At 56.2% G+C, this 22,567-nt stretch carries 24 protein-coding genes; 12 read left to right on the top strand and 12 right to left on the bottom strand.

Annotated elements, in window-relative coordinates; all coding sequences use genetic code 11:
* Positions 1 to 242: 242 nt before the first annotated feature.
* On the top strand, positions 243 to 989 hold the full coding sequence (locus P1U45_RS06345) for an electron transfer flavoprotein subunit beta/FixA family protein (protein WP_293610017.1): 747 nt from the start codon (positions 243 to 245) through the stop codon (positions 987 to 989).
* Positions 989 to 1,918, top strand: a complete 930-nt coding sequence (locus tag P1U45_RS06340) for an electron transfer flavoprotein subunit alpha/FixB family protein (protein ID WP_293610016.1) — start codon at positions 989 to 991, stop codon at positions 1,916 to 1,918. The genes P1U45_RS06345 and P1U45_RS06340 overlap by 1 nt, the downstream gene beginning before the upstream one ends.
* Positions 1,919 to 2,034: 116 nt before the next feature.
* Here P1U45_RS06340 and P1U45_RS06335 read toward each other — a convergent pair whose 3' ends face one another.
* The 4 genes from P1U45_RS06335 to P1U45_RS06320 all read right to left on the bottom strand — a co-directional run bounded on the left by P1U45_RS06335 (position 2,035) and on the right by P1U45_RS06320 (position 4,963).
* A complete protein-coding gene (locus P1U45_RS06335) occupies positions 2,035 to 2,430 on the bottom strand; it encodes a DUF805 domain-containing protein (protein WP_301059284.1) in 396 nt (131 codons plus the stop codon).
* Between the two features lie 208 nt (positions 2,431 to 2,638).
* Positions 2,639 to 2,878, bottom strand: a complete 240-nt coding sequence (locus P1U45_RS06330; protein WP_301058263.1) for a hypothetical protein — start codon at positions 2,876 to 2,878, stop codon at positions 2,639 to 2,641.
* Between the two features lie 7 nt (positions 2,879 to 2,885).
* Positions 2,886 to 3,404, bottom strand: coding sequence for a DUF3237 domain-containing protein (locus tag P1U45_RS06325; protein WP_301058262.1), 519 nt, complete (start codon positions 3,402 to 3,404; stop codon positions 2,886 to 2,888).
* Entirely contained in the window at positions 3,401 to 4,963 is a 1,563-nt protein-coding gene (locus P1U45_RS06320) for a tannase/feruloyl esterase family alpha/beta hydrolase (protein WP_301058261.1), read from the bottom strand. Before P1U45_RS06320 ends, P1U45_RS06325 begins: the two co-directional genes overlap by 4 nt.
* Positions 4,964 to 5,150: 187 nt before the next feature.
* Here P1U45_RS06320 and P1U45_RS06315 point away from each other — a divergent pair, with 187 nt between their 5' ends.
* Together P1U45_RS06315 and P1U45_RS06310 are read left to right on the top strand one after the other, a co-directional pair.
* Positions 5,151 to 5,552 (top strand): DUF4345 family protein, encoded by a 402-nt coding sequence (locus P1U45_RS06315; protein ID WP_301058260.1) that lies wholly within the window; start codon positions 5,151 to 5,153, stop codon positions 5,550 to 5,552.
* A gap of 9 nt (positions 5,553 to 5,561) precedes the next feature.
* Positions 5,562 to 6,047: an anthrone oxygenase family protein gene (locus P1U45_RS06310; RefSeq protein ID WP_301058259.1), complete on the top strand. Its 486-nt coding sequence runs from the start codon at positions 5,562 to 5,564 to the stop codon at positions 6,045 to 6,047.
* Here the strand turns inward: P1U45_RS06310 and P1U45_RS06305 are convergent.
* On the bottom strand, positions 6,044 to 6,949 hold the full coding sequence (locus P1U45_RS06305) for a LysR family transcriptional regulator (RefSeq protein ID WP_301058258.1): 906 nt from the start codon (positions 6,947 to 6,949) through the stop codon (positions 6,044 to 6,046). The genes P1U45_RS06310 and P1U45_RS06305 overlap by 4 nt on opposite strands.
* Positions 6,950 to 7,225: 276 nt before the next feature.
* On the opposite strand from P1U45_RS06305, the gene P1U45_RS06300 reads away from it, so the two are divergent.
* The 4 genes from P1U45_RS06300 to P1U45_RS06285 all read left to right on the top strand — a co-directional run bounded on the left by P1U45_RS06300 (position 7,226) and on the right by P1U45_RS06285 (position 10,181).
* On the top strand, positions 7,226 to 7,627 hold the full coding sequence (locus P1U45_RS06300; protein WP_363259261.1) for a cupin domain-containing protein: 402 nt from the start codon (positions 7,226 to 7,228) through the stop codon (positions 7,625 to 7,627).
* A gap of 89 nt (positions 7,628 to 7,716) precedes the next feature.
* The gene (locus P1U45_RS06295; protein ID WP_301058257.1) at positions 7,717 to 8,910 is read left to right on the top strand and encodes an NAD(P)-dependent alcohol dehydrogenase; all 1,194 of its coding nucleotides are present in this window, start codon (positions 7,717 to 7,719) and stop codon (positions 8,908 to 8,910) included.
* Between the two features lie 12 nt (positions 8,911 to 8,922).
* Positions 8,923 to 9,261: a cyclophilin-like fold protein gene (locus tag P1U45_RS06290; protein WP_301058256.1), complete on the top strand. Its 339-nt coding sequence runs from the start codon at positions 8,923 to 8,925 to the stop codon at positions 9,259 to 9,261.
* Positions 9,262 to 9,317: 56 nt separating this feature from the next.
* The gene (locus P1U45_RS06285; protein ID WP_301058255.1) at positions 9,318 to 10,181 is read left to right on the top strand and encodes an aldo/keto reductase; all 864 of its coding nucleotides are present in this window, start codon (positions 9,318 to 9,320) and stop codon (positions 10,179 to 10,181) included.
* 60 nt (positions 10,182 to 10,241) lie between these two features.
* Here the strand turns inward: P1U45_RS06285 and P1U45_RS06280 are convergent, their stop codons facing one another.
* Both P1U45_RS06280 and P1U45_RS06275 read right to left on the bottom strand, forming a co-directional pair.
* Positions 10,242 to 10,844, bottom strand: a complete 603-nt coding sequence (locus P1U45_RS06280) for a 2-hydroxychromene-2-carboxylate isomerase (protein ID WP_301058254.1) — start codon at positions 10,842 to 10,844, stop codon at positions 10,242 to 10,244.
* A 9-nt stretch (positions 10,845 to 10,853) separates the two neighbouring features.
* Positions 10,854 to 11,591, bottom strand: a complete 738-nt coding sequence (locus P1U45_RS06275) for an SDR family oxidoreductase (protein ID WP_301058253.1) — start codon at positions 11,589 to 11,591, stop codon at positions 10,854 to 10,856.
* A 212-nt stretch (positions 11,592 to 11,803) separates the two neighbouring features.
* On the opposite strand from P1U45_RS06275, the gene katG reads away from it, so the two are divergent.
* Positions 11,804 to 13,978, top strand: a complete 2,175-nt coding sequence (katG, locus tag P1U45_RS06270) for a catalase/peroxidase HPI (protein WP_301058252.1) — start codon at positions 11,804 to 11,806, stop codon at positions 13,976 to 13,978.
* A gap of 152 nt (positions 13,979 to 14,130) precedes the next feature.
* Positions 14,131 to 14,895 carry a thioesterase family protein gene (locus P1U45_RS06265; RefSeq protein WP_301058251.1) on the top strand — a complete coding sequence of 255 codons (765 nt, stop codon included), beginning with the start codon at positions 14,131 to 14,133 and terminating at the stop codon, positions 14,893 to 14,895.
* Here P1U45_RS06265 and P1U45_RS06260 read toward each other — a convergent pair.
* Positions 14,892 to 15,743: an alpha/beta hydrolase gene (locus P1U45_RS06260; protein ID WP_301058250.1), complete on the bottom strand. Its 852-nt coding sequence runs from the start codon at positions 15,741 to 15,743 to the stop codon at positions 14,892 to 14,894. The genes P1U45_RS06265 and P1U45_RS06260 overlap by 4 nt on opposite strands.
* 148 nt (positions 15,744 to 15,891) lie before the next feature.
* Between P1U45_RS06260 and P1U45_RS06255 the strand changes: the two genes are divergently transcribed.
* Positions 15,892 to 17,124, top strand: a complete 1,233-nt coding sequence (locus tag P1U45_RS06255) for an aminotransferase class V-fold PLP-dependent enzyme (RefSeq protein ID WP_301058249.1) — start codon at positions 15,892 to 15,894, stop codon at positions 17,122 to 17,124.
* Here the strand turns inward: P1U45_RS06255 and P1U45_RS06250 are convergent.
* A complete protein-coding gene (locus tag P1U45_RS06250; RefSeq protein WP_301058248.1) occupies positions 17,121 to 19,292 on the bottom strand; it encodes an FdhF/YdeP family oxidoreductase in 2,172 nt (723 codons plus the stop codon). The genes P1U45_RS06255 and P1U45_RS06250 overlap by 4 nt on opposite strands.
* Positions 19,293 to 19,406: 114 nt before the next feature.
* Between P1U45_RS06250 and P1U45_RS06245 the strand changes: the two genes are divergently transcribed.
* On the top strand, positions 19,407 to 20,159 hold the full coding sequence (locus P1U45_RS06245) for a TMEM175 family protein (RefSeq protein WP_301058247.1): 753 nt from the start codon (positions 19,407 to 19,409) through the stop codon (positions 20,157 to 20,159).
* On the opposite strand, the gene P1U45_RS06240 is transcribed toward P1U45_RS06245, so the two are convergent.
* The 3 genes from P1U45_RS06240 to P1U45_RS06230 all read right to left on the bottom strand — a co-directional run bounded on the left by P1U45_RS06240 (position 20,126) and on the right by P1U45_RS06230 (position 22,421).
* Positions 20,126 to 20,905 carry a DUF4272 domain-containing protein gene (locus P1U45_RS06240; protein ID WP_301058246.1) on the bottom strand — a complete coding sequence of 260 codons (780 nt, stop codon included), beginning with the start codon at positions 20,903 to 20,905 and terminating at the stop codon, positions 20,126 to 20,128. The two genes, P1U45_RS06245 and P1U45_RS06240, sit on opposite strands and share 34 nt — an antisense overlap.
* Before the next feature lie 101 nt (positions 20,906 to 21,006).
* Positions 21,007 to 21,477 (bottom strand): NfeD family protein, encoded by a 471-nt coding sequence (locus P1U45_RS06235; protein WP_022694058.1) that lies wholly within the window; start codon positions 21,475 to 21,477, stop codon positions 21,007 to 21,009.
* Positions 21,477 to 22,421 (bottom strand): SPFH domain-containing protein, encoded by a 945-nt coding sequence (locus P1U45_RS06230; protein WP_301058242.1) that lies wholly within the window; start codon positions 22,419 to 22,421, stop codon positions 21,477 to 21,479. The genes P1U45_RS06235 and P1U45_RS06230 overlap by 1 nt, the downstream gene beginning before the upstream one ends.
* Positions 22,422 to 22,567 lie beyond the last annotated feature (146 nt).

Raw genomic sequence — 22,567 nt, 5'->3', positions numbered from 1 at the left:
GAATGGCGGAACAGAATGACGTGTTGAATGGTCAGAGGAGAAATCTTTCGCACCTGCACACCAAATTATGCGCAGGCGGAATAAAGTTTCTCTGATCGGGCATTTCGTCGCTTACGCTTGCGTAAGCTTGACGAGGTCGCTCCTAGCATTTAGCACCTGCAGCGAACGGATTACGGCCCGTCCGGAATCCGTAAAGATAATAAGCAGGAAAACCTATTCCTGCGGTGATCACGGAGAACGCCATGAAGGTCCTGGTACCCGTCAAACGGGTAATTGACTACAACGTGAAAGCGCGCGTGAAACCTGACCAGTCAGGTGTTGACCTCGCGAACGTCAAAATGTCCATGAACCCATTCGACGAAATTTCCGTCGAAGAAGCGGTTCGCCTGAAAGAAGCTGGTACAGCAACTGAAGTTGTTGTCGTTTCTATCGGTCCTCAGCAGTGCCAGGAAACACTCCGCACAGCCCTCGCTATGGGCGCTGACCGTGGCATCCTGATCAAAACAGACGACAAGGTTGAGCCACTGGCTGTTGCCAAGCTTCTGAAAGCTGTTGTCGCTGAAGAATCTCCTGAGCTGGTTATCCTCGGCAAGCAGGCGATTGACGACGACTCCAACCAGACCGGTCAGATGCTCGCAGCTCTGCTCGACTGGCCACAGGGTACATTCGCGAACGAAGTTAAAATTGACGGCGGCAAAGCCAACGTCACACGTGAGATTGACGGCGGCCTGCAGACTGTTGCACTCGACCTGCCAGCGATCGTCACGACTGACCTTCGCCTGAACGAGCCACGCTATGCGTCTCTGCCAAACATCATGAAAGCGAAGAAGAAGCCGATCGACATGAAAGAGATCGGTGACTACGGCGTTGATGTTGCTCCACGTCTCACAACTGTCAAAGTGACCGAGCCACCGGTTCGCGAAGCTGGCGAAATCGTTGAAGACGTTCCGACCCTCGTTTCCAAACTGAAAGCGAAAGGCGCACTCTAATGGCTGTTCTCGTACTTGCAGATCATGACAATGCGTCTCTTGGTGACGCGACTCACAAAACTGTAACGGCTGCGACCAAATTCGGTGGCGACGTTGACGTTCTCGTAGCTGGTAAAGGCTGCGGTGCGGTTGCTGAAGCCGCAGCGAAAATCTCTGGCGTTCGCAAAGTCCTCGTGGCTGAGAGCGACGCGCTTGAGAACGCTCTGGCTGAAGCAGTTGAAGCTCTGGTTGTTCCACTCATGGACGGCTATGACGCATTCTTCGCGCCAGCGACAACAACCGGCAAAAACGTAGCGCCTCGCATCGCTGCGAAGCTCGACGTCATGCAGCTCTCCGACATCATCGGTGTCGAAAGCGCTGACACATTCGTTCGCCCGATCTATGCGGGTAACGCAATCGAGACTGTCTCTACATCTGACGCGAAGAAAATCGTCACCGTTCGCGGTACGGCGTTCGACGCAGCTGAAGAAGGCGGTTCTGCAGCGGTTGAAACTGTCGACGCAGCAGCTGGCAACGGCAAGTCTGCATTCGTGTCTCAGGAAATCGTTCAGAGCGATCGTCCAGAACTCACATCTGCCAAGATCATCGTCTCTGGTGGCCGTGCGCTTGGGTCTGAAGAAGACTTCAACAAGTACATGACACCGCTCGCTGACAAGCTGGGCGCAGGCATCGGCGCGTCCCGCGCGGCTGTCGACGCTGGCTATGCGCCGAACGATTATCAGGTTGGTCAGACAGGTAAGATTGTTGCGCCTGAGCTTTACATCGCAATCGGTATTTCCGGCGCGATCCAGCACCTTGCTGGTATGAAAGACTCCAAGATCATCGTCGCAATCAACAAAGACGAAGAAGCACCTATCTTCCAGGTTGCTGATTACGGTCTGGTTGCTGACCTGTTCACAGCCGTTCCAGAGCTCACAGACGCTCTGTAAGGGCGGTAGCCCTGAGCACGCTCCATGCGAACCACAGGTTCGCGGGAGCAAAGTGAACAAACATCCAAATCAGAAAAGCCCGGGCACTGCCCGGGCTTTTTTGTTTTCCGTCGCCTCTACGTCTCGGGCGGCGCGCCATAATCATTCCTAGCCTGATCGCCCTGTTTGAACAGCAGAACAAAAGTCCGAAACAGAAAATAAAAGCCCGCGATGGGAATACAGCAGTACAGAAGAATGATCGCACTCTCGCCAACATCATGCAGCCGGCGAAAGAGGAGCGCATACAAAGGGCAGATAAGAACAATACTGAGCGCTAAGCCAATCAGGGACACAAACATGCCTAGGTCGGAAATGCCGGCCGCTTCGTTCTGCCCCAGAACAATCCTGTCGAAAATCGAGAACGCCGCAAACAAAATGAACCCCAAAACGTAAGCAGCGAATTGAGGCACGAAAGCCTGTTTCGATGTACGTCCCGAAAAATTGAAATAATTAAGCCGGAAATCCCAGAACATACCGGTTAGTGTCATCAACCGCCCCTATTCCTCATCAGTCTTCTCTCCGAACAAGTCCGGTATGACGGATTCATTTGTATGCCAATGCCCGCAGGTTCCCGCGAAGGCGGGAAACCATGCTTAGATATAAACACCGACACCCAGTCAAAGACCTAAGAATGGATGCCCTTCTGCAAGGGCATCGTCGGAGCGTTTCGAAACAGGGCCCTTATGTATCGTCTTTCTCTCCGAACCAGATTTCGCGGCGCATCTTCTTCAAACGGTCTCTGCCTGAAATCGTGCCGAACAAGGCGAGCACAATGATCAGAACGATGCCCCCGACAACGTACCAGTCATAGCCCGCCGGAACAGGTGGCCCCGTGAACCTGTAGACGGCACCTACGGCGATGGCCGTGATGATGACCAGGCCATACCGCACAAATACATTCTTCGGGGTCGGGTCCTTCATGTGCGCCCTATTCCGCCCGATACACGCCGATGAGAATTTTCGGCGGGGTATCGCCCGAAACGCGGAGCGTGCCGACAAACACAGCCTCATTCAGCCAGCCATAACGCCCTTCCGGCGCAATAAAGCGCGGCGTGGTCATGGTGTAGCGCGCGCGGTCATCACTGGCGGGATAGCTCACCCCTTCATTAATGACGCGAATGAAGACGCCATCTTCGGTTTGCAGCGTGTAGTCAGCGACGATTTCCAGCCCGCCATCTGCGCGCTGGAGCTGCCAGTCCGACCCACCCGGCAGAACGGTTGCGGCAAAGTCCGGCCCGCTGAACGTACCGCCAGTGATCGGTATCTCACGGCGCACGCCATTCGGGCTTTCGCCCATCTGGCGCGGCATGCCGATATCGACAACGCCCTCCATCACAAGGCTGAGGGTCGGGGCTGAAACAGGCGGGGCATCCTGTGCCATGGCCATCTCCGTGATCGGGGTAAAACTGATAGCGAGCGCCAGAAGGCCGGTTTTAAGCGGGGTCATGGCGCTTCACACGTGAAGCTGGTGGCGTCGTCTTCCGGTCCTTCACCATTATATGTGACGGTGTAAGGGTGCTCGCAGATCGGGCGCGTGAAGCCTTCTTCGGGATGGGTCGCCTCGATCAAGGCTGGCGCGACACCGGACTGATCCCAGTTTTCAATGGCGGAGATCCAGTCGATGGCCGAGGCCCCGTCACCGCCGGAACAATGCCCCATGCCCGGCACAGAGAAGAAGCGGACATGCTCGCTCGCGACATCCTCGCCCAGCGTTTCAACGACGCTCTTATAATAGTTCAAAGTGTTGTCGTGCGGGATAATGCCGTCCGCCATGCCGTGATAGAGCAGAAGAAGCCCGCCATTCTCCACAAAGGCAGAAAGGTCCGGGTCCATTGCGGTTGTCCGGCCCTGATCATGATCGACCAGCATAGCGAGATGCGTGTCGACATCCATTGTGGCCGGGTCCCAGTCTGGGTCTTCAAGGACGACATTCTGCATATAGCTGGTGCCGATGCGGAAGAATGGCGTCACGTAAGCGGCCCATTCGGACTCGCTGCCATAGGCTGGCCCCGGCATGGCGACCGCGCCATCTCTGGTGATGATGCCCGCATAGAGGCTGCGCGCAGCCTCCACCGCAGAAGGAGAGAGACAGCTCGCCGCCTCATCACCCTCGGCGCAGGCAAGGCTTGCCGGATCGAACGGACATTCGGCGAGGTTGGAGATAATACCGTCGGACAGACCATCCAGCCCGTCACATTCTGCAATCGCGGCGTCTTTCAATAGTCCCAGCTGGGAGACCGGAAGACGGTCATCACTCAGATTATTCAGGAAGTGGATGGAAGAGAGCTGCAAAGGCGGCCAGTTATTTGCCGGTGCACCCGCAATAATCGCATCATAATCGTCCGGATAGCGCTGTGCCTCGACAAGCCCCTGACGCCCGCCAGTAGAACAGCCGAACCAGTATGAGGCATCCGGCGCGGCGCCGTAAAACGCCTCGGTAATATCCTTACCCTTCAGGGTCGTCTCGCGGACGGCGCGGTATTGGTAATCTGTCAGGCGCTCTTCTTCGCCCATCGCCCATGAGAAGTCGCCCATCGCGCCTCTATGGCCGGTGTCTGTGTTCACCACGGCATAGCCGCGCGTCAGCGGCGCTGTCATGGAGGAATAGACGACATCGCCTGCCGCGCCGCCATTGCCAACCTGCATGAAACGGCCATTCCAGCTGTCATCCAGGGGGAGCCAGGCCTCGAAATAAATGTCTGACGCTTCAGTTGGCCGGATAGAGCCCGTCACGCGGCAGAACTCCGGCAGGGCAGATGTATCAACCGGGCGCGCACCCGGGGCGGATGGAAGCTCCAGTGCGCCAGCCTCAACAAGGCCGGAAGAGACAATCACAGTGTCCTCTAGCGCCAGCTCTGCCAACGCCGAACAGCTGTCTCCTGTAGAAACCGTTTCAACGGCAGCTGGCTCATCTTGTGTTGCCGGCTCTGTTGTCTCTGAACACGCCGCCAGCGCGGCCATAGCGATACCGCCAGCCAGACCAGCACGTAGTCGTCTATATGTCATTTGTAGGTGTCTCCCCGCTTTTTGACACTGTCGGCAAAACACAACCAGTGCGCAACCCGTTTTACCTAAGGCGTCTTTTGGCACGGCGCGTCAAAACTCCGTCGCGAGCGGTCAAGAATTGGCGCGCCATCTACGGCATGAGTAGCGCACTTCCAAACCAACAAAGCACACACTGGAGTGGCTTGCGATGAAACCCCCGATATGGCGCGCAATCATGGGCGCCTCTGCGCTTATTCTGTTCGCTATGGCGAGCTTTCTGTTCTTCAACCCGATGGCCACTTACGCCTTCACCGACATGCCGCCGGAAGCCAGTGCCTGCCCACTGGCAGACGCACGCGCGCCTGCAGGGCTTCTCTTGCTCTCTGCGATCATGCTGGCGTCCGGCGCGGCATCGCCCGGTTTTACGAGCACGGCGATCTGGCTGAATGTTCAGCTCTTCGCCGCGTACGGGCTTGCGCGGATTAGCGGCATCACGGTGGCCACGGCGCCATCGAATTCATCACCAAACCGGACCGCCATAGACCTCGCCATCAGCCTCGTCGATGCAGCGATCGTCATGGTGACACGCGACCAACCTTCTTTTCTTTGAGGACTGACCATGCCTGATCAAATGGAACTTGCTGCCCTGTTCGCTCTCGGCTTTTTCACGCTTCTTGTTGCAGGCGTGTTTCAGGCCTTTTCCGACTTTGTCATGGCGGGGCTGAAGCGGGCCTGCCCGTCCGCCGGCGCAGAGGCGATGCAGCATATCAACCGGACAGTTATCCGGTCTGTGTTTGTCGTCAGCCTGCTCGCCATTGCCCCCCTGTCAGCTGCGCTGGCGCTCTATGCGGCGTTCAATATGGAGGGAAGCTCCCGCGCCCTGACGATCAGCGCGGCTGTAATCTATATTCCCGCGGTCTTTCTTGTCACTGCTGCGGCGAACGTACCGCGCAATGAGCGCCTCGATAAGATGGCCGCTTACAGCAATGAAGGCCGCGACTATTGGGCCGTCTATCTGCGCGAGTGGACCGGATGGAACCATGTGCGCACGCTTGGCTCCGCCGCGACAGGCGCGGTTTATATGCTGGCGGCTATTGCGCTCTAACCGAGCGGCTTCAGCTCGCGAATGGTTTCGATCAACAGTCTCAGCCCGTTCGGCACCTGCCTACGGCTGGAATAATAGATGTGAAAGCCTTCACCCGGTGAGGCCCAATCTTCCAGAATGAGGCGCAGGCGTCCATCGTCCAGCGCCTTTTTCATCACGGGCAAGGTCGCGTAGATGACTCCCAGACCAGCGCATCCGAAATTCAGAAGCGCGTTGGTATGGTCAACCGTAATCTGGCCCGGCGTTGTAACGGAAAACTCCTGCGCGCCTGTGCCAAATTCCCAGTCATAAATTTTGTCATTGCCCAGGCGGATACGGATACAGCGATGGCGCCGCAATTCGGTCGGATGCTTGGGAATACCATTCTTTTCAAGATATTCCGGCGAGGCCGCCGCCGACCATATGATCTCGGGCGACAGTTTCTGAGCGACCATATCCTCAGGGACCGTTCCACCATAGCGGATACCGGCGTCAAAGCCTTCATCAACCACATCGATCAGTCGGTTGGTGATTGAGATGTCTACCTCAACCTCGGGATAGCGCTCGATAAACGCTGGCATGACGGGCTCGACAAGCAGCGTAAACGCATCTTCGGGCATATTGATACGCACCCGACCGGCTGGTGCATCGCGATATCTATTGAGCCGCTCACGGGCTTCGGTAATGTCGTGAAACGGGCTTTCAATGCTGGCGCGAAGTTCCTCGCCAGCAGCGGTCAGGGTTACACTTCGCGTTGTCCTGTTCAGCAATCTGACGCCTAATCGCTCTTCAAGACCGCGTATCGCGTGACTAAGTGCGGAAGGCGTTACATCCAGCTCGGAAGACGCGCGCCGGAAGCTTCCCCAGCGTGCAATAGCCATGAAATAGACGAAGTCGGCAATGTCTGCGCGGCTGATATCCATGACACCCTCAAAAGCTGACCTTATTCAGCGTATGAACCTCTGAATGGTTCCATATTTATTGATGAATATTACTCATCAGTTCGTTGGTCAAACGCCATCTATTTCTATGGCGGATAACGAATATCTTTACTCCCAGAAGCGTCGCCTATCGCAGACGCACAACCGCGCCGACACGGTGCAACGGAGAGTAATATGATGAAGACCGCAGGACTGGTTCTCACCGTAGCCGCACTCACTGCCGGATGCGCTCATGCAGGACAAGACACATTGGAAATCATGCGCAAAGCCGACCAGCAAACGGTCGAAGGCCCTGAAGAATACTTCACAGGACGAGCCACAATCACAGGCAATTTCACACGCGACGAGCCATCACGAATCTCAGGCGCGATTGTGACATTCGAGCCGGGCGCCCGCACAGCATGGCACTCACACCCGCTCGGCCAAACGCTGATCGTCACGGACGGTGTTGGCTGGACGCAGGTTGAAGGTGAAGAGCGCGTCGAGTTTTACGAAGGCGACATCATGCTTTGCCCGAAAGACAAGCCACACTGGCACGGCGCGACGCCGGACTCTTCCATGACACACATCGCCATTCAGGAAGTGCAGGACGGTACGCCGGTGCACTGGATGCACCACGTCACAGACGAAGAGTATTACGGCACATCATCTGACGACTAATCCCCGCCTTGGCAGCAGGGCGCGGTACGCTCCCCCCCCAACGGCCGGGCTCTGTCTGTCTTCCGCGATCTCACAGGAGACCTGCCGGAATGACCAAAGAAACTAAAGACACAACCCAAAAAGAGCACGGCCAGCAGAACCGCCGCGCCTTTTTACAGAATTCAACACTTGCGAGCACGGGCCTGTTTCTGGCCGGCACATCACCTGCCCTCGCATCGACGACATCAGGAGAGACTATGACAATCCAATCACGCGGTTACGCTGCTGTTGATGAATCCGGAACACTGGTTCCATGGACATTCGAACGCCGCTCTGTCGGCGAGAACGACATTCAGATCGACATCAAATATGCCAGCATCTGTCACTCTGACATTCACCAGATGAAGGGCCACTGGGGCGAGCAGCAATACCCGCAAGTGCCAGGCCACGAGATTGTGGGCGTTGTCAGCGCTGTCGGCTCTAACGTCACCAAGTTCAAAGTCGGTGACCGTGCCGGCGTAGGCTGTATGGTTGATGGCTGCACAGGCGATGACTGCGCACATGGCGGCGAACAATACAGCCCGGGCACAATCTTCACCTATGGCTACCCATACGACAAATCACCAACCGGTATTTCCCAAGGTGGCTATTCAAACAATATCGTCGTTCGCGACCATTATGCCATCCATATTCCAGAAACGATCAGCTTTGAAGAGGCGGCACCTTTGCTCTGTGCAGGCGTCACGACCTATTCACCGCTTCTGAAATTCGAGCTTGGACCGGGCGTAAAAGTTGGCGTTGCAGGCATTGGCGGCCTTGGCCACCTTGCTGTGAAGCTGGCGGTATCAAAGGGTGCGGACGTTTATGCGTTCACGACAACCGCCGAAAAGCGCGAAGACATTCTGGGCTGGGGCGCGAAAGAAGTGATCGTGGTAGACAGCGATGACGCGTTTCAGGACTATGCCGGTCAACTCGACTGCATGATCAACACGATCCCGTATCAGTACGATGTTGCAGCCTATGCGTCAGTCGTAAAACCGGGCGGTTTCTTCACGCAGGTCGGTATGCCGATCAACTCCGAAGTCACGGTGAACGCGTTGAACCTCGCAGCCAGCCGCGTGAACTTTAACGCGTCACTCATCGGCAACATGCAAGAAACGCAGGAAGTCGTGGACTATTGCGCAGAGAACGGCGTTACGCCGCAAATCCAGATCATTCCGGCAACGGGCATCAATCAGGCATGGGAAGACGTGGTGAATAAGAACGCCCGTTATCGTTACGTGATTGACGCGGCGACGTTCTAGGCCGGGATGCGTATGTGCATTTCAATTGCCGGAGAAGAAATTTGGGTGGAGCTGGATGACAGCTCCACCTCAAAAGATTTTGCTTCGCTCCTGCCCATGACGCTGACGCTCGATGATTATGCGAGCACAGAAAAGGTCAGCGATCTGCCGCGTCGCCTGAATACGGAAGGCGCACCGCGCGGCTATCAGCCGAGCGCAGGCGACATCACTTATTACGCCCCATGGGGCAATCTGGCGATTTTTTACAAGGACTTTGGCTATTCGAACGGGTTGGTCCGGCTTGGCCATATTGCCGGTCCACTCACAGCCTTCACACGGAACAAATCAGTGCGCGCAGCCTTCTCACTCTGACGCGCCATCAACTCTCACTACCGGCTCGACAGAAGCCGGACGAAAGGAAAAACCTCATGATTACGACAGACACATACACACTGAACAATGGCGTCGAGATTCCAAAACTAGCCCTCGGCACATGGATGATCGAAGACGAAAACGCTGCTGATGCCGTCAAAGCAGCCGTAGATCTGGGCTATCGCCACATCGACACAGCACAGGCTTACGGCAATGAAGCCGGCGTTGGCGAAGGTGTCCGCACATGCGGTATCGCACGCGGCGATCTCTTCGTTCAAACGAAGCTTGAAGCGGGCGTGAAATCCTATGACGAAGCCGTCGCATCTATCGATGGGTCACTCAAAACACTTGGCCTCGATTACATCGACCTGATGATCATCCACAGCCCGCAGCCATGGGACGCCTTCAACAGTGAAGACCGTTTCTTTGAAGGCAATCTCGCAGCGTGGAAAGCGCTTGAGGAGGCCCTTGAAGCCGGCAAAATCCGCGCGATTGGCGTCTCCAACTTTGAGCAGCAGGACCTTCAAAACCTGATCGATAACGGCAAGGTCAAACCGATGGTCAACCAGATCCTCGCTCACGTCAGCAATACGCCGTTTGATCTGATCGAGTTCTGCCAGAAAGAAGACATTGTCGTGGAAGCCTATTCACCGATCGGGCACGGCAAAATTCTGGATAATGAGACCATCAAATCCATCGCTGACAAATACAGCGTGAGCGTTCCTCAGCTTTGCATTCGTTATGTGCTTCAGCTCGGCCTCGTCGCTCTGCCAAAGACCGGAAATCCCGACCATATGAAGAGCAATGCCGATGTGGACTTTGAGATTTCAGACGCCGACATGGACGCACTGAAAAATATCGAACCGATCAAAGACTATGGTGATGCCAGCATGTTCCCGGTTTACGCCAAAAAGGCGTAAATCTGTTGGCACACATCATGGAGATCCCGGGCTTCGGCCCGGGATTTTTTTATAGCGGCCTTATTCGCTTAAAGCGGCTTCAACCTCGCCAAGTGTGTTCTTCCCGAAATACATTTCATCACCGACAAAGAACGTCGGAATGCCAAACACGCCGCGGCTGACAGCCGCCTCCGTATTGGCGATAAGGCCCGCTTTCACATCCGGCTCCTGCGTTGCCGCGAGAATGGCTGCGCCATCAAGGCCAGCATCATTCATCACCGAGACGAAGACCTCAGCATCATCCATCTTCTGACCCTCTTCCCACATGGCTTTGAGACCAGCAGCGAAATACGCGACCAGAAAACCTTCACGCTCGGCATAGATCGCGCCGCGCATGAGGATCAGCGTGTTCACCGGAAAATGCGGGTTCATTTTGAAGGCTGTAAGGCCGTGCTTTTTGATGAAGCGGCGCGTTTCTAGGTTTTCATACTCGAGTTTTCCCTTCACGCCGCCAAACGCCATCATTGGTGACTGATTATTCGTCGCCTTGAATATGCCACCGAGAAGAGACGGGATGAGCTTCACCTTCGCGCCGGTACGCTCAAGAATGGCTGGCAGCACTTTGTAGGACAGATACGCATTCGGGCTTCCGAAATCGAAAATGAAATCGACAGTCTTGGTCATACTCTCCCCCTACCAGGTCTCTTTCCAAGGACGCAGATCAAGCTCATGCGTCCAGGCTGTTCTCGGCTGTTTGTGCAGCATCACATAATTCGCAGCGATATGATCCGGATTCAGAATGGCATCGTCGTCGCGCTTCTGTTCCACGTCCGGCACATTCTCGCGGATGAAGTTGGAATCGATGGCGCCATCTACAATCACATGGGCGACATGAATGTTTTGAGGTCCAAGCTCGCGCGCCATGGATTGTGCGAGTGCTCGCAGGCCATGCTTGGCAGCGGCGAAGGCAGAAAAGCCGTTCGCGCCGCGCACACTGGCCGTCGCGCCCGTGAAGAGGATCGTGCCGCGACCCCGCGTTTTCATGCGCGCCGCTGCTTCGCGGCCCGTCAGGAAGCCGGAGAGACATGCCATCTCCCAGACCTTCCGGAAGACCCGCTCGGTTGTGTCAGTGATGGAAAAACGGACATTCGCGCCGATGTTGAACACCGCCACTTCGATAGGGCCAATGTCATTTTCGATGCGCTCAAACAGCGCGATAATAGCCTCTTCGTCGCGCGCATCGCATGGGCAAGCTTCAGCCTTGCCGCCCTCGTCGCGGATGGATTGGGCCAGCTTTTCAAGCGCATCAGCGTGACGGGGACGCCGGACGAGGCAAGCGGTCAGGCCTTCACGTGCAAAGGCCTTTGCGATTGCTGCGCCCGTATCTTCACCAGCGCCAATAACGAGGCACACCCCATTTTTGTCCGCCATCCGCTCCTCCCGATTCTTATAAATCCAGTATCCCCGCAATTCGCCGGATTTGCACGCCTTGTCCGCCCACATCGCTTAATATAAATTTGTTTTATATATAACCTTCATACAATCAATTATACTTTTGGATCGTTTTGGTCTATCGTCTCGTTAGTTTCAGGAGTCCGCGCTCTGTCCGAGCGCTTGGGACCGAAAAAGAAGGAGAGGAAAGAATGGACCCGAACAATTCATCTCGCGGCAAATGCCCGGTTATGCACGGTGGAATGACAAGTTCCGAAACAACCGTAACAAGCTGGTGGCCGAAGACGCTGAACCTCGACATTCTTCACCAACACGATAGCAAGACAAACCCGCTCGGCGACGACTTCAACTACGCTGAAGAAGTTCAGAAGATCGATTTTGACGAGCTGAAAAAAGACATGCTCGAACTGATGCATGACAGCAAGGAATGGTGGCCAGCAGACTGGGGCACATATGCCGGTCTGTTCGGACGCCTGGCATGGCACGCAGCCGGTTCCTACCGACTGGCAGACGGTCGCGGCGGCGGCGGCACAGGCAACATCCGTTTTGCGCCGCTGAACTCCTGGCCGGACAACGCCAACCTCGACAAGGCGCGTCGTCTCCTTTGGCCGATCAAGAAGAAGTACGGCAACAAGCTCTCATGGGCTGACCTGATCGTCCTCTCCGGCACAATCGGCTATGAAAGCACGGGCCTGAAGACATACGGCTTCGCATTCGGCCGTGAAGACATCTACCACCCTGAAAAAGACACGTATTGGGGGTCAGAGCGTGAATGGCTGACCGCAAACGAAGAGCGCTATCCTGAAGACGAAGACCGTTCGTCTCTGGAGAACCCGCTGGCGGCTGTTGTTATGGGCCTCATCTATGTGAACCCGGAAGGCGTGAACGGCAAGCCTGATCCAGCGCGCACAGCGAAAGACGTCCGCGAAACATTCAAACGCATGGCGATGAATGACGAGGAAACAGCTGCGCTGACAGCTGGTGGTCACACAATTGGTAAGGCACACGGTAACGGCGCCGCTGAAAATCTCAGCCCGGAGCCTGAAGGCGGCGAGCTGGAATCCATGGGTATGGGCTGGCTGAACACCAAAGGCCGCGGCGTTGGTCGCGATACGCTGACAGGTGGCCCGGAAGGTGCTTGGACGCAGAACCCGACAAAGTGGGATGGCGGCTATTTTGAAATGCTGCTCGACTATGAGTGGGAGCTGACGAAATCACCGGCTGGCGCACAACAATGGAAGCCTGTGAACATCTCAGAAGACCACATGCCGGCGGATGTTGAAGACCCATCCATCAAAACCATGCCGCTCATGACTGACGCGGACATGGCGATGAAGGTCGACCCGATCTATCGCGAGATCATGGAGAAATTCCGTAACGATCACGAGTACTTCTCCGACTGTTTCGCACGCGCTTGGTTCAAGCTGACCCACCGCGATATGGGTCCGAAAGCCCGTTATCTCGGTCCTTGGGTGCCATCTGAAGACCTGATCTGGCAGGACCCGGTTCCGGCTGGCTCAACCGGCTATGACGTGAACGCTGTCAAAGCGAAGATTGCCTCTAGCGGTCTGACGGCTTCCGAAATGGTCTCCACAGCCTGGGATTCTGCGCGTACATATCGCGGGTCTGATATGCGTGGCGGCGCAAACGGCGCACGCATCCGCCTTGAGCCGCAAAAGCACTGGGCAGGTAACGAACCGGATCGTCTGGCGAAAGTCCTCGGCACACTTGAAGCGATTGCCGAGCAGACCGGCGCAAGCGTTGCGGACACAATCGTGCTGGCAGGTAATGTCGGCGTCGAGCAAGCTGCGAAAGCCGCTGGTGTAGACGTCACCGTTCCGTTCACACCGGGCCGCGGTGATGCGACTGACGACATGACAGACGGAGAATCCTTCGAGCCGCTTGAGCCTCTGGCTGACGGCTACCGTAACTGGCTGAAGCAGGACTATGCTGTAACACCGGAAGAAATGATGCTGGATCGCACTCAGCTTCTCGGGCTCACAGCGCCTGAAATGACAGTTCTCGTCGGTGGCATGCGTGTCATTGGCACAAACCATGGCAGCACCAGGCATGGTGTCTTCACTGACCGTGTCGGCGCGCTGACGAACGACTTCTTCGTCAACCTGACGGATATGGGCAATACGTGGGAGCCTGTCGGCGAAAATCTCTATGAGATCCGCGACCGCAAAACAGGCGCAACCAAGTTCACCGCAACACGCGTTGACCTGGTGTTCGGCTCCAACTCCATCCTCCGCTCCTATGCAGAGGTCTATGCTCAGGACGACTCGAAAGAGAAGCTCGTTCACGACTTCGTTGCAGCATGGACCAAGGTCATGGAAGCAGACCGGTTTGACACACGAAGCTAACCCTTTCTCGGTGTAGTGTGTCAGAGCGCCGGCCCTATGGGTCGGCGCTTTTTCTTTGGGGAAGCAAAACTCTACAAACCGTCTACTTGACTCACCTCGCGTCATCTCTGATCTGAGGCACATAAAACAAGATGATGTGAGGAAACTATACGATGAAACCTTATTTTGAGCTGCAGGAAAACAAGGTCATCGCTTCCGAACATTGCGCCGGCCCGTGGGACCCGAGCATGCAGCATGGCGGCGCGGTTTCAGCCCTCATCGCGCATCTAGCAGACACGCTTCCATCCGAAGTGCCAATGCAGGTATCCCGCCTCACAATTGATCTGAAGCGCCCCGTACCAATGGGCGAGCTGGGCTATAAGATCGACATCAACCGTCAGGGCCGCAACATTCAGGCGGCTGATATTTCCCTCACGCATGGCGACAAAGAAGTCTGCCGCGCTTCCGTTCTGCGCATCCGCGAAACAGAGTTTGGCGACCTGCCTGAATCAGTGAACCCGCCGCCTGCACCGTATGAGCGTGATGGCGAGAACATGCCGCTGAACCGGTTTGCCGGCTTTAACGAGCACATCAGTATTCAGGAAGCGACCAGCCATCCCCCACATATGAAGCGTGCTGCATGGTTCCACATTCCGCGCCCGTATTTCGGACATACCGAGACAACGGCCCTGATGCGTGCTGCCTCTACCGGCGACTATTGCAACGGGTTTGGCGGCGGTCTCGACTTCACCAAATGGACCTTTATCAACGCTGACCTCACCCTGCACTTTGCGCGTAAGCCGGTTGGCGAGTGGATCATGCTGACGGCCAGCGCGTGGATGTCAGATAATGGTTCCGGCCTTGGCTATGGCGAACTTGCCGACGAGAGAGGCTTTTTCGGTCGCGCCGTGCAATCTCTGGTGATCGGCAAGCGCTAGTCGGCGAGCGCCTCTTCCAGCAGAGCGGCCTGTACATTCCAGGCATCTGTACCGGGCGCAATCAGCTCGACATGCCCCGTATCAGCAACTTCAACGAAGCGCGCTGAACCACCGGACGCGATGACTTGCGTCGTAAAGCCCTCACCCAGAACAGATGGCGCGATCCGGTCATACTGACCATTCACGCTGATCTGTTCACTTGGGGCAGGCTGTAAACGGCTGGATGATGTGTCCGCGTAAACATCGGGCCGCTCAGGCGTCGCCTCGCCGGTCAGCTGGCTCTCAATTGCGGCGAGACAGGTATCCAGCGTGACTGGGCTGGAGGCCTCAAGGTCTGCAAGCCCACCTGAATTTACAACGCTTCGAAACTCGAACGTCTGCCCCTCTCCATAGACGGCGCTCTCTGCCGGCAATTGGTCGCGCGCAGCAAGCCAGGTCACAAGATGCCCGCCTGCCGAATGACCAATGCCCGCCACACGGCTTGTATCGAGTCCGAAGTCTTCGCCACGCTCAAACAGAGCCTCGGTCGCCGCCGTTACATCAAGATAAGTGCCCGGATATCCGCCGCCATCTTCATCCACGCCGCGATATTCAATATTCCAGACAGCAAGCCCGCGTTGGCGCAGATCCTCCGCGGCGTAGTTCATGAGTGTCCGGTCGGCGATTGCCTTTTGCCAGCACCCACCATGCACCATGAGCACCACCGGATGCGGCCCCTCACCGTCCGGCTGCCAGAGGTCGACAACCTGCTGATGCAGTGGGCCATAAGATAGGCTCATTTGTGGTTCCGGACGGTCACGTGAAAGCAGGTCTGGCCATGTCATCAGCTCAGGCGGGGACGTTTCCACAGGGCTCACCTCATTTGTGCTACAGGCCGCAAAAGACACACAGGCGAAAAAAGCTATGACACTCGTTCGAAATTGCATTTAACCCGCCTATCTCTCAGACTGCGCTCTTTAAAGATACGTGACGCCAGTAACGCCCGAGGCCCGATAAATGTCCACCACCGGTTTTCCGAAAAGCCTTGAAGACGCTCACGCTTTTGACGCAGCAGATCCACTGGCGGCACATCGCAACGCCTTCTCCATGCCGGAAGGCGTCACCTATCTGGTAGGTCATTCACTCGGCGCGGCGCCGGTTAAAGCATTGAAGCAAGCCAACACAACAGCTGGCTCAGACTGGGCCTGCGATATTGTCGGCTCATGGAACACCGCAGACTGGATCAACCTGCCTCAGACGACAGGGGCGAAGATTGCCCCACTCCTTGGCGCGGCGAACGATGAGGTGATTGTCTGCGACAGCGTTTCGCTCAACCTCGTCAAGCTCGCCTCAGCTCTTATGGAAACCGGCGGGCATAAGCGTCGCCTCATCGTCGAACGCGAAGAATTTCCGACCGATCAGTATATGATGGCAAAGCTTGCGAGCCTCGTCGGCGCAGAGCATGTGCACGCGGACGCTGGCGGCGGACTGGCCGCACTCAAAGACGGCGGTATTCTTGTCAAAAGCCTCGTTGATTTCCGCACAGGACACATTGCCGATCTCAGCGCACATGAAAAGGCGGCGCGAGCATCGGGCGGCGCGATCATATGGGATCTGAGCCATGCAACGGGCGTGCTCGACCTGCGGCTGGCTGATTGGGGCGCGCGCTATGCAGTCGGCTGCACCTATAAATACCTGAATGGCGGCCCCGGCGCGCCGGGCTTCATCTATGTATCGCGCGATAAGCAAAACGAGCTTTCAACGCCGCTTCCGGGCTGGCTCGGCCACGCAAACGCCTTCGCTTTTGAAGACGAGTATATACCGGCAGATGGACTGAAGCGCTTCATCTCGGGCACACCGCCAATCCTTTCCCTCGCCACGCTGAACGCGGCGCTTGAAGTCTTTGAAGGCGTCAATCAGGCAGACCTTCAGGTTAAGGCGAATAGGCTTGGCGATATGTGTCTGCATGTTTTTGAGGAACTTGGCCTTGCTTCAACCTCACCGCCTGTCGGTAGCCCGCGCGGCGGCCATGTCAGTGTCTGCCACCCGGAAGGCTATGCCATTTCGCGGGCGCTCGCTGATCAGGGCATCAAGACAGACTATCGCCCGCCGGACACGATCCGCTTCGGGCTTTCACCGCTGTATCTGAGCTATAGCGAAGTCTGGGCTGCACTTGAGACCTTCAAAGACATTCTCGCCCGCGAGACCTGGCGCGACCCGAAATATCAGGTCCGCAGCACCGTCACTTAAAGCTCAATACTCACCTTCACGGCTTTGAACGCTGGCGTCTTACTGCGCGGGTCAACATCCGTGTTCACCAGCACATTGGCTTCCGGATAATATGCCAGAAGATCACCTTCCGGCACATCGAACGGATAGAGCTCGACCGCCTCCATCCGACCTGCATCAGACACGAGGTCAACCTTGTCGCCAGCCGTCTTGCCGAGCTTTGCGATGTCAGCAGCGTTCATCATGACAAGCCAGCGATGCGGCGTGCCGCGATAGCTGTCTTTCTCTTCGTAAATGATGGAATTGAACTGACCTTCTGACCGGAGGGTCGCAAGCGTGAAAGGCCGCGCCTCGGCGCGCGGTGGCAGCTCATTAGCCTGAAACTTTGCGCGGCCATTTGGCGTCTTGAAGCGGGGTGTGTGAACCAGCCGCCCTTTGATATGAAACTCGCGCTTTGCGACTTCGATGTCTTTCAATCCGTCCAGTTCAGGCAGGACATCACCAATCGCATCGCGCACCGATGCGTGACGACCGAAAGCTTTAAAATCGAATGGCAGGTCTTTCAGGATCAGCGCACCGAGATCTGACAGGATCACACTTTCAGGGCGCACATACTCGAAGCGTTTAATGCCACCATCTGACAAGCGTACATAGTTGAACATGCTTTCCTGCGTCGTCGGCTCCCATTCCTCGTCGCGGGCGGTGACCGGCAAAATGAGCACATCGCCGTCTTCGTCTATGCCTTCAAAATGGCCCTGATTGAGCGTCGTCGTCAGAAAGAGTTTGAACCCGATTTTTGAAAGCGCTTCACGCGCAAACTGCGAGTTCGGGTTCGCCGCAAACAGATTGCCGCCCATGATGAGCGCCGCATCTACGTCGCCAGTATGTGCTGCCTGCATACAGGACATGGTGTCCATGCCTGCCGCTTCAGGCAGCTTCACGCCGAACCTTGCTTCGATGCGCTGGACTACATCTTCTGCTAGCACAGGCTTCACGCCAATCGTACCAATACCCTGAACGTTGGAATGCCCGCGAAGTGGAAGCAGGCCTGCGCCCGGACGACCGATCATACCGCGAAGGAGCGCAAGCGCCGCAATCTCTTCGATATTCTGCACGCCATGCAGGTGATGAGTCATGCCCATACCCCACGCAAAGACGGCATTCTCGCTCGCAATATAGACGTCAGCGATGGCTTCGATCTGGTCTCGCGCCACGCCGCAACGTGAGAGTATCTCACCCCATTCGAGGGCTTCGATTGCTGTTTTATACGCCTCGAAACCATCTGTGTGCTGCGCGATGAAAGCCTCGTCCAGAGCACCTTTTTCCAGCACGGCTTTCGCAATGCCCTTCATGAGCGCCATGTCCTCACCGATTTTCGGCTGGACATAGTGAGAGGCAATCTCTGAACCACCTTTCAGAAGCGATTTCGGGCTTTTCGGCAGCGCAAACTTCTGCAGGCCCGGCTCTTTGGCCGGGTTAATCACCACGACTTTGCCGCCGCGGGCGCGACAGGCCGCAAGCTGGTGAATAAAGCGCGGATGGTTGGAAGACGGGTTCGCGCCGATCACGAAGATGAGATCGCAGCGCGTGAGGTCTTCCAGCTCGACCGTACTTGTGCCCGTACCGATCGTAGAACCAAGCGCAACGCCCGTCGCCTGATGACAATAGTATGAGCAGTTATTGACGTTGTTCGTACCGTACAGGCGCGCCAGAAGCTGAAGGATAAACCCTGCCTCGTTAGACGAACGACCCGACGAGTAGAAAAAGGTCCGGTCTGGCACGGTGGCGAGAAATTTCTCTGCGGCAAACGCCATGGCGTCATCCCAGCTTACACGCTGGTATCGGTCCTCGCCCTTGCGCTTCAGAACCGGAAAGCCGAGCCGACCGAGCCGCTCCGTTTCACGCGGTGTGAGGTCCAGAAAATCAGAGACTGGATGATCAAACACCTCGACCGGAATTTCGTCCTGAATATCGGTCGATTGGGCCTGAACGGATTTGTTGCAGACGGCTGGGAACTCGCCCAGCTCGTTCGTCATGCCGCCAAGCTGGCCACCCATGCCGAGCGCGCAGGCTTTGCAGGTATTGTGCGCCGTTAGCGCCTTCGCCGCTTTGGCAACGCCAATCCGGTTTACCGTCGCCAGCGTGTAGAGAATTTTCTTAGCGCCGCCTCCGGCCTGTGCAACGGGCATCGCGCCTCACCTTTTCAGAACTCACCTGAGGATATTGTAGCGAAGGCATACACGGCAAGCCGCTTTACAGGCGCAATATTATCCCGTTCCATGAAACCTCAGTTGGGGGACATTATGCTTCGCGATCACATTGCCCGGCAAACCGATCAGGACCCGCATTTTCATTGGCGCGGCGAAAACGTCACGCGCATTGAAAACCTGTCCGATATCGTGTTCGCGCTCGCCTTTGGCATGCTCGTTTCTGCCAGCACACCGCCCACGACCTATGGCGAGCTACTGACGCACTTATGGCTGATCCTGCCTGTAATCGCAGGCTTCAGCATTCTCGTGCTCATCTGGAATGCGCATTACATGTTTTTCCGCCGCTACGGCCTCACGGATGCGACGGTCGTCCTGCTGAATGCGGCTCTATTGCTGCTGGTTCTGTTTATCGCCTATCCGCTGCGCTTTATTTTTGATGGCCTTTTCGGCTATCTGCTCGGCGCGTTCGCGGGCGACTGGTCGCGCATGATCGAAACCGGAATGGGCTTTAAAGAGTCGAGCCATATTATTGCGATCTTTTCGATCGGTTATTCAGTCGTGTTTCTGGTGATTGCGCTGATGTATGGCCACGCCCTCAAAAAGAAAGATATTCTCGGGCTGAATGAAACCGAACTTGCGCTCACGCGGCGCTCGGTCTGGCATTACTGGATAGACGTACCGCTCGGCTTCATCGTAGCGGTCTGCGCGCTTTTCACTCCCGTAGGCCCGTTTTCAGCTTGTCTGCTCGCCTTGTCCGGAGTGAGCGCCATGTTTTTGAGAAGCCGATTTCCTATGCCGAAAGCGGCGGACGATCAGGTATCAGTAGAAACTTCGTCCCACGGCTGATCCATATAGCCAATCAGCCAGTTCAGCGCGTAGTGACGCTCGAACACAACATCCCATACCATACCGGCCGGAGGCGCTTCGCCTTCAATCTGCGCCTGACGCAGGGCCCAGTGCATGCGGTAGATCAGATCAGCCTGATCCATAATCTCTTCCTGAGAACGCAGCTCTGCGCGGCGACGAAGGCCGAACGAACCGTTTGAAAGCAGCGTGTCTGCAATCGCATCAATATCGCAAACCTCGCCCGGATGGCCGAGCTCTTCGCGCAGACCAACAGCCCAGAGCAGAACTTCTACGTTCTCGAATGCCCAGCTGTATTTTGCACGTTCGTCACGTGTCGGGGTTTCATTCTGAAGGAAAGCCATTTCCTCAGGTGTAAAAACGTCAGCGACATCGAAATTATAAATCATGCTGTCGGTGAGACCGCGATCCATTTCGCTGGCATGAACCGCAACAACGGCGAGCGCCAGAAGACGGTCGATCACGGCATCGCTGTCGCGGCGGACTGTCTCGTCAGCAATGTTACGCGCTGGCAGATTGTCGTTTACTGGAATGCCATTTGCGCGCAGCCAGTCATTGGACCGCTCGCGGCGTGCAACGGCTTCGCGGTCGGCACTATTCGCAAGCGCGGCAATCGTCTGTGCGCGAGGATGCTCTGGTTCGGCGAGTGTATGGGTCTGCGCCTGCGCAGCAGGAACCAGACCGGCACACATGAAAGCCAGTCCTGCAATCCATGACAGTTTCGACATCGGGCACGTCTCGCGCTGATCGCCCCAAAAGGAGCCGGACAAAAAGAATCGCGCCGATGAAGCTCACCGGCGCGTTTGCAGTATCTGGGTTTTGGGGGAATTCAAGCGCGCACAATCAGCACTGTGCCATCGACCTGATCCACTGTGACTTCCATGTCACCACTTATGACAGAACCGTCACAAACACGGGCCATCCAGGTGGTATCACCGACCTTGACCCGGCCTTCGCCGCTGATGAAATCAGCCGTTGCGATAGCCTTCTTACCGATCAGTGACGCACTGCGTTCGTTCAGATGCGGACGATCTGAGTTTGGTTTCCGCAGATCGGCGAAAGCCGTCCGCCCCAGAATGACCAATCCGATACCGGCAATGGCAAACACCACGAGGTGAGACTGCCATCCATTCAGCCCCTCCGGCGCGAACAAGCTGAATAGCGCTGTCAGGAAAGCCGCACCGGATAACCAAAGAAGGTCGTAGGTGCCGAACATCATCTCAAGGCCGATCAGGACGAGGGCCAGCCCCAGCCAGTGCCAGGGGGTGATCACCTCAAAAAGAGAGAAGATGATCTCCATTATTTAGGGTCTCCCCACGGACCTTTCGGACCATTTGGAAGTGCGCCGCCATTACCGAGCGCCTTAATGCCCTCAAGCGTACCGAGGATGGATGAGAACTCAGCCGGAATGATAACAGTCTTCTGGTTCGGAGAGCTTGCAAGCTTCTCGAAGGCTTCGACATAGCGCTGGCCAAGGAAGTAGTTGATGGCATTCACGTCACCGCCAGCAATCGCCTCGGAAACGAAGGCTGTCGCTTTAGCTTCCGCCTCGCCTTCACGCTCTCGCGCTTCAGCATCACGGAACGCAGCTTCACGGCGACCTTCAGCTTCCAGAATAGCAGACTGTTTCATACCTTCGGCCCGCAGAATCTGAGACTGTTTCTGGCCTTCTGCTTCCAGAATTTCAGCACGCTTCATACGCTCTGCCTTCATCTGGCGCGCCATGGCTTCAGTAATGTCAGCAGGTGGTGAGAGGTCGGCGATCTCTATACGCGTGACTTTAACGCCCCACGGGTTGGTCGCAGCATCAATGACCGACAATAGGCGCGCATTAATGTCATCGCGGTTGGACAGAACTTCGTCTAGGTCCATGGAACCAACCACTGTCCGGATGTTCGTCAGCGCCAGGTTTGTAATCGCGCGGATCAGGTCATTCACTTCATAAGCCGCAGAAACGGCGTCGATAACCTGAATATAGACGATCGCATCACAGGAGACCCGCGCGTTATCTTTGGTGATCACATCCTGCTGCGGCACATCCAGCACCGTCTCCATCATGTTCATTTTCTTACCGATACCGTCCATGACGGGGATAATCACATGCATGCCCGGCCCGAGCGTCTTGGTATATTTGCCGAAGCGTTCAACCGTCCAGTTATAGCCCTGGGGCACAAATTTGACGGCGGTCCGGACGGCAATCAGGCCGACGACGATCGCAATCAGAATGAAAACAAGATTTTCCATAAGCATTCCCCTTATTGTGTTGATTATGTACAGAATGTAATGTTGGACTTTATGTTTTTCAATAAACCTTGGTTGTTTTTCGTGCAGAATCGGGCAAATTCCGCCCTACACCGTTCAACCCCACTCATTCTGACAGAAATTATCCA

It is taken from the genome of Ponticaulis sp. (assembly GCF_029210165.1).
In the GTDB taxonomy this organism is placed as follows: Bacteria; Pseudomonadota; Alphaproteobacteria; order Caulobacterales; family Hyphomonadaceae; genus Ponticaulis.
This window is presented reverse-complemented; position numbering and strand designations above follow the sequence as displayed.

Bases quoted from the DNA above. Each gene is read 5' to 3' on its own strand.
- P1U45_RS06345 (WP_293610017.1), top strand. From the start codon at position 243: ATGAAGGTCCTGGTACCCGTCAAACGGGTAATTGACTACAACGTGAAA.
- P1U45_RS06340 (WP_293610016.1), top strand. From the start codon at position 989: ATGGCTGTTCTCGTACTTGCAGATCATGACAATGCGTCTCTTGGTGAC.
- P1U45_RS06335 (WP_301059284.1), bottom strand. From the start codon at position 2,430: ATGTTCTGGGATTTCCGGCTTAATTATTTCAATTTTTCGGGACGTACA.
- P1U45_RS06330 (WP_301058263.1), bottom strand. From the start codon at position 2,878: ATGAAGGACCCGACCCCGAAGAATGTATTTGTGCGGTATGGCCTGGTC.
- P1U45_RS06325 (WP_301058262.1), bottom strand. From the start codon at position 3,404: ATGACCCCGCTTAAAACCGGCCTTCTGGCGCTCGCTATCAGTTTTACC.
- P1U45_RS06320 (WP_301058261.1), bottom strand. From the start codon at position 4,963: ATGACATATAGACGACTACGTGCTGGTCTGGCTGGCGGTATCGCTATG.
- P1U45_RS06315 (WP_301058260.1), top strand. From the start codon at position 5,151: ATGAAACCCCCGATATGGCGCGCAATCATGGGCGCCTCTGCGCTTATT.
- P1U45_RS06310 (WP_301058259.1), top strand. From the start codon at position 5,562: ATGCCTGATCAAATGGAACTTGCTGCCCTGTTCGCTCTCGGCTTTTTC.
- P1U45_RS06305 (WP_301058258.1), bottom strand. From the start codon at position 6,949: ATGGATATCAGCCGCGCAGACATTGCCGACTTCGTCTATTTCATGGCT.
- P1U45_RS06300 (WP_363259261.1), top strand. From the start codon at position 7,226: ATGCGCAAAGCCGACCAGCAAACGGTCGAAGGCCCTGAAGAATACTTC.
- P1U45_RS06295 (WP_301058257.1), top strand. From the start codon at position 7,717: ATGACCAAAGAAACTAAAGACACAACCCAAAAAGAGCACGGCCAGCAG.
- P1U45_RS06290 (WP_301058256.1), top strand. From the start codon at position 8,923: ATGTGCATTTCAATTGCCGGAGAAGAAATTTGGGTGGAGCTGGATGAC.
- P1U45_RS06285 (WP_301058255.1), top strand. From the start codon at position 9,318: ATGATTACGACAGACACATACACACTGAACAATGGCGTCGAGATTCCA.
- P1U45_RS06280 (WP_301058254.1), bottom strand. From the start codon at position 10,844: ATGACCAAGACTGTCGATTTCATTTTCGATTTCGGAAGCCCGAATGCG.
- P1U45_RS06275 (WP_301058253.1), bottom strand. From the start codon at position 11,591: ATGGCGGACAAAAATGGGGTGTGCCTCGTTATTGGCGCTGGTGAAGAT.
- katG (WP_301058252.1), top strand. From the start codon at position 11,804: ATGGACCCGAACAATTCATCTCGCGGCAAATGCCCGGTTATGCACGGT.
- P1U45_RS06265 (WP_301058251.1), top strand. From the start codon at position 14,131: ATGAAACCTTATTTTGAGCTGCAGGAAAACAAGGTCATCGCTTCCGAA.
- P1U45_RS06255 (WP_301058249.1), top strand. From the start codon at position 15,892: ATGTCCACCACCGGTTTTCCGAAAAGCCTTGAAGACGCTCACGCTTTT.
- P1U45_RS06250 (WP_301058248.1), bottom strand. From the start codon at position 19,292: ATGCCCGTTGCACAGGCCGGAGGCGGCGCTAAGAAAATTCTCTACACG.
- P1U45_RS06245 (WP_301058247.1), top strand. From the start codon at position 19,407: ATGCTTCGCGATCACATTGCCCGGCAAACCGATCAGGACCCGCATTTT.
- P1U45_RS06240 (WP_301058246.1), bottom strand. From the start codon at position 20,905: ATGTCGAAACTGTCATGGATTGCAGGACTGGCTTTCATGTGTGCCGGT.
- P1U45_RS06235 (WP_022694058.1), bottom strand. From the start codon at position 21,477: ATGGAGATCATCTTCTCTCTTTTTGAGGTGATCACCCCCTGGCACTGG.
- P1U45_RS06230 (WP_301058242.1), bottom strand. From the start codon at position 22,421: ATGGAAAATCTTGTTTTCATTCTGATTGCGATCGTCGTCGGCCTGATT.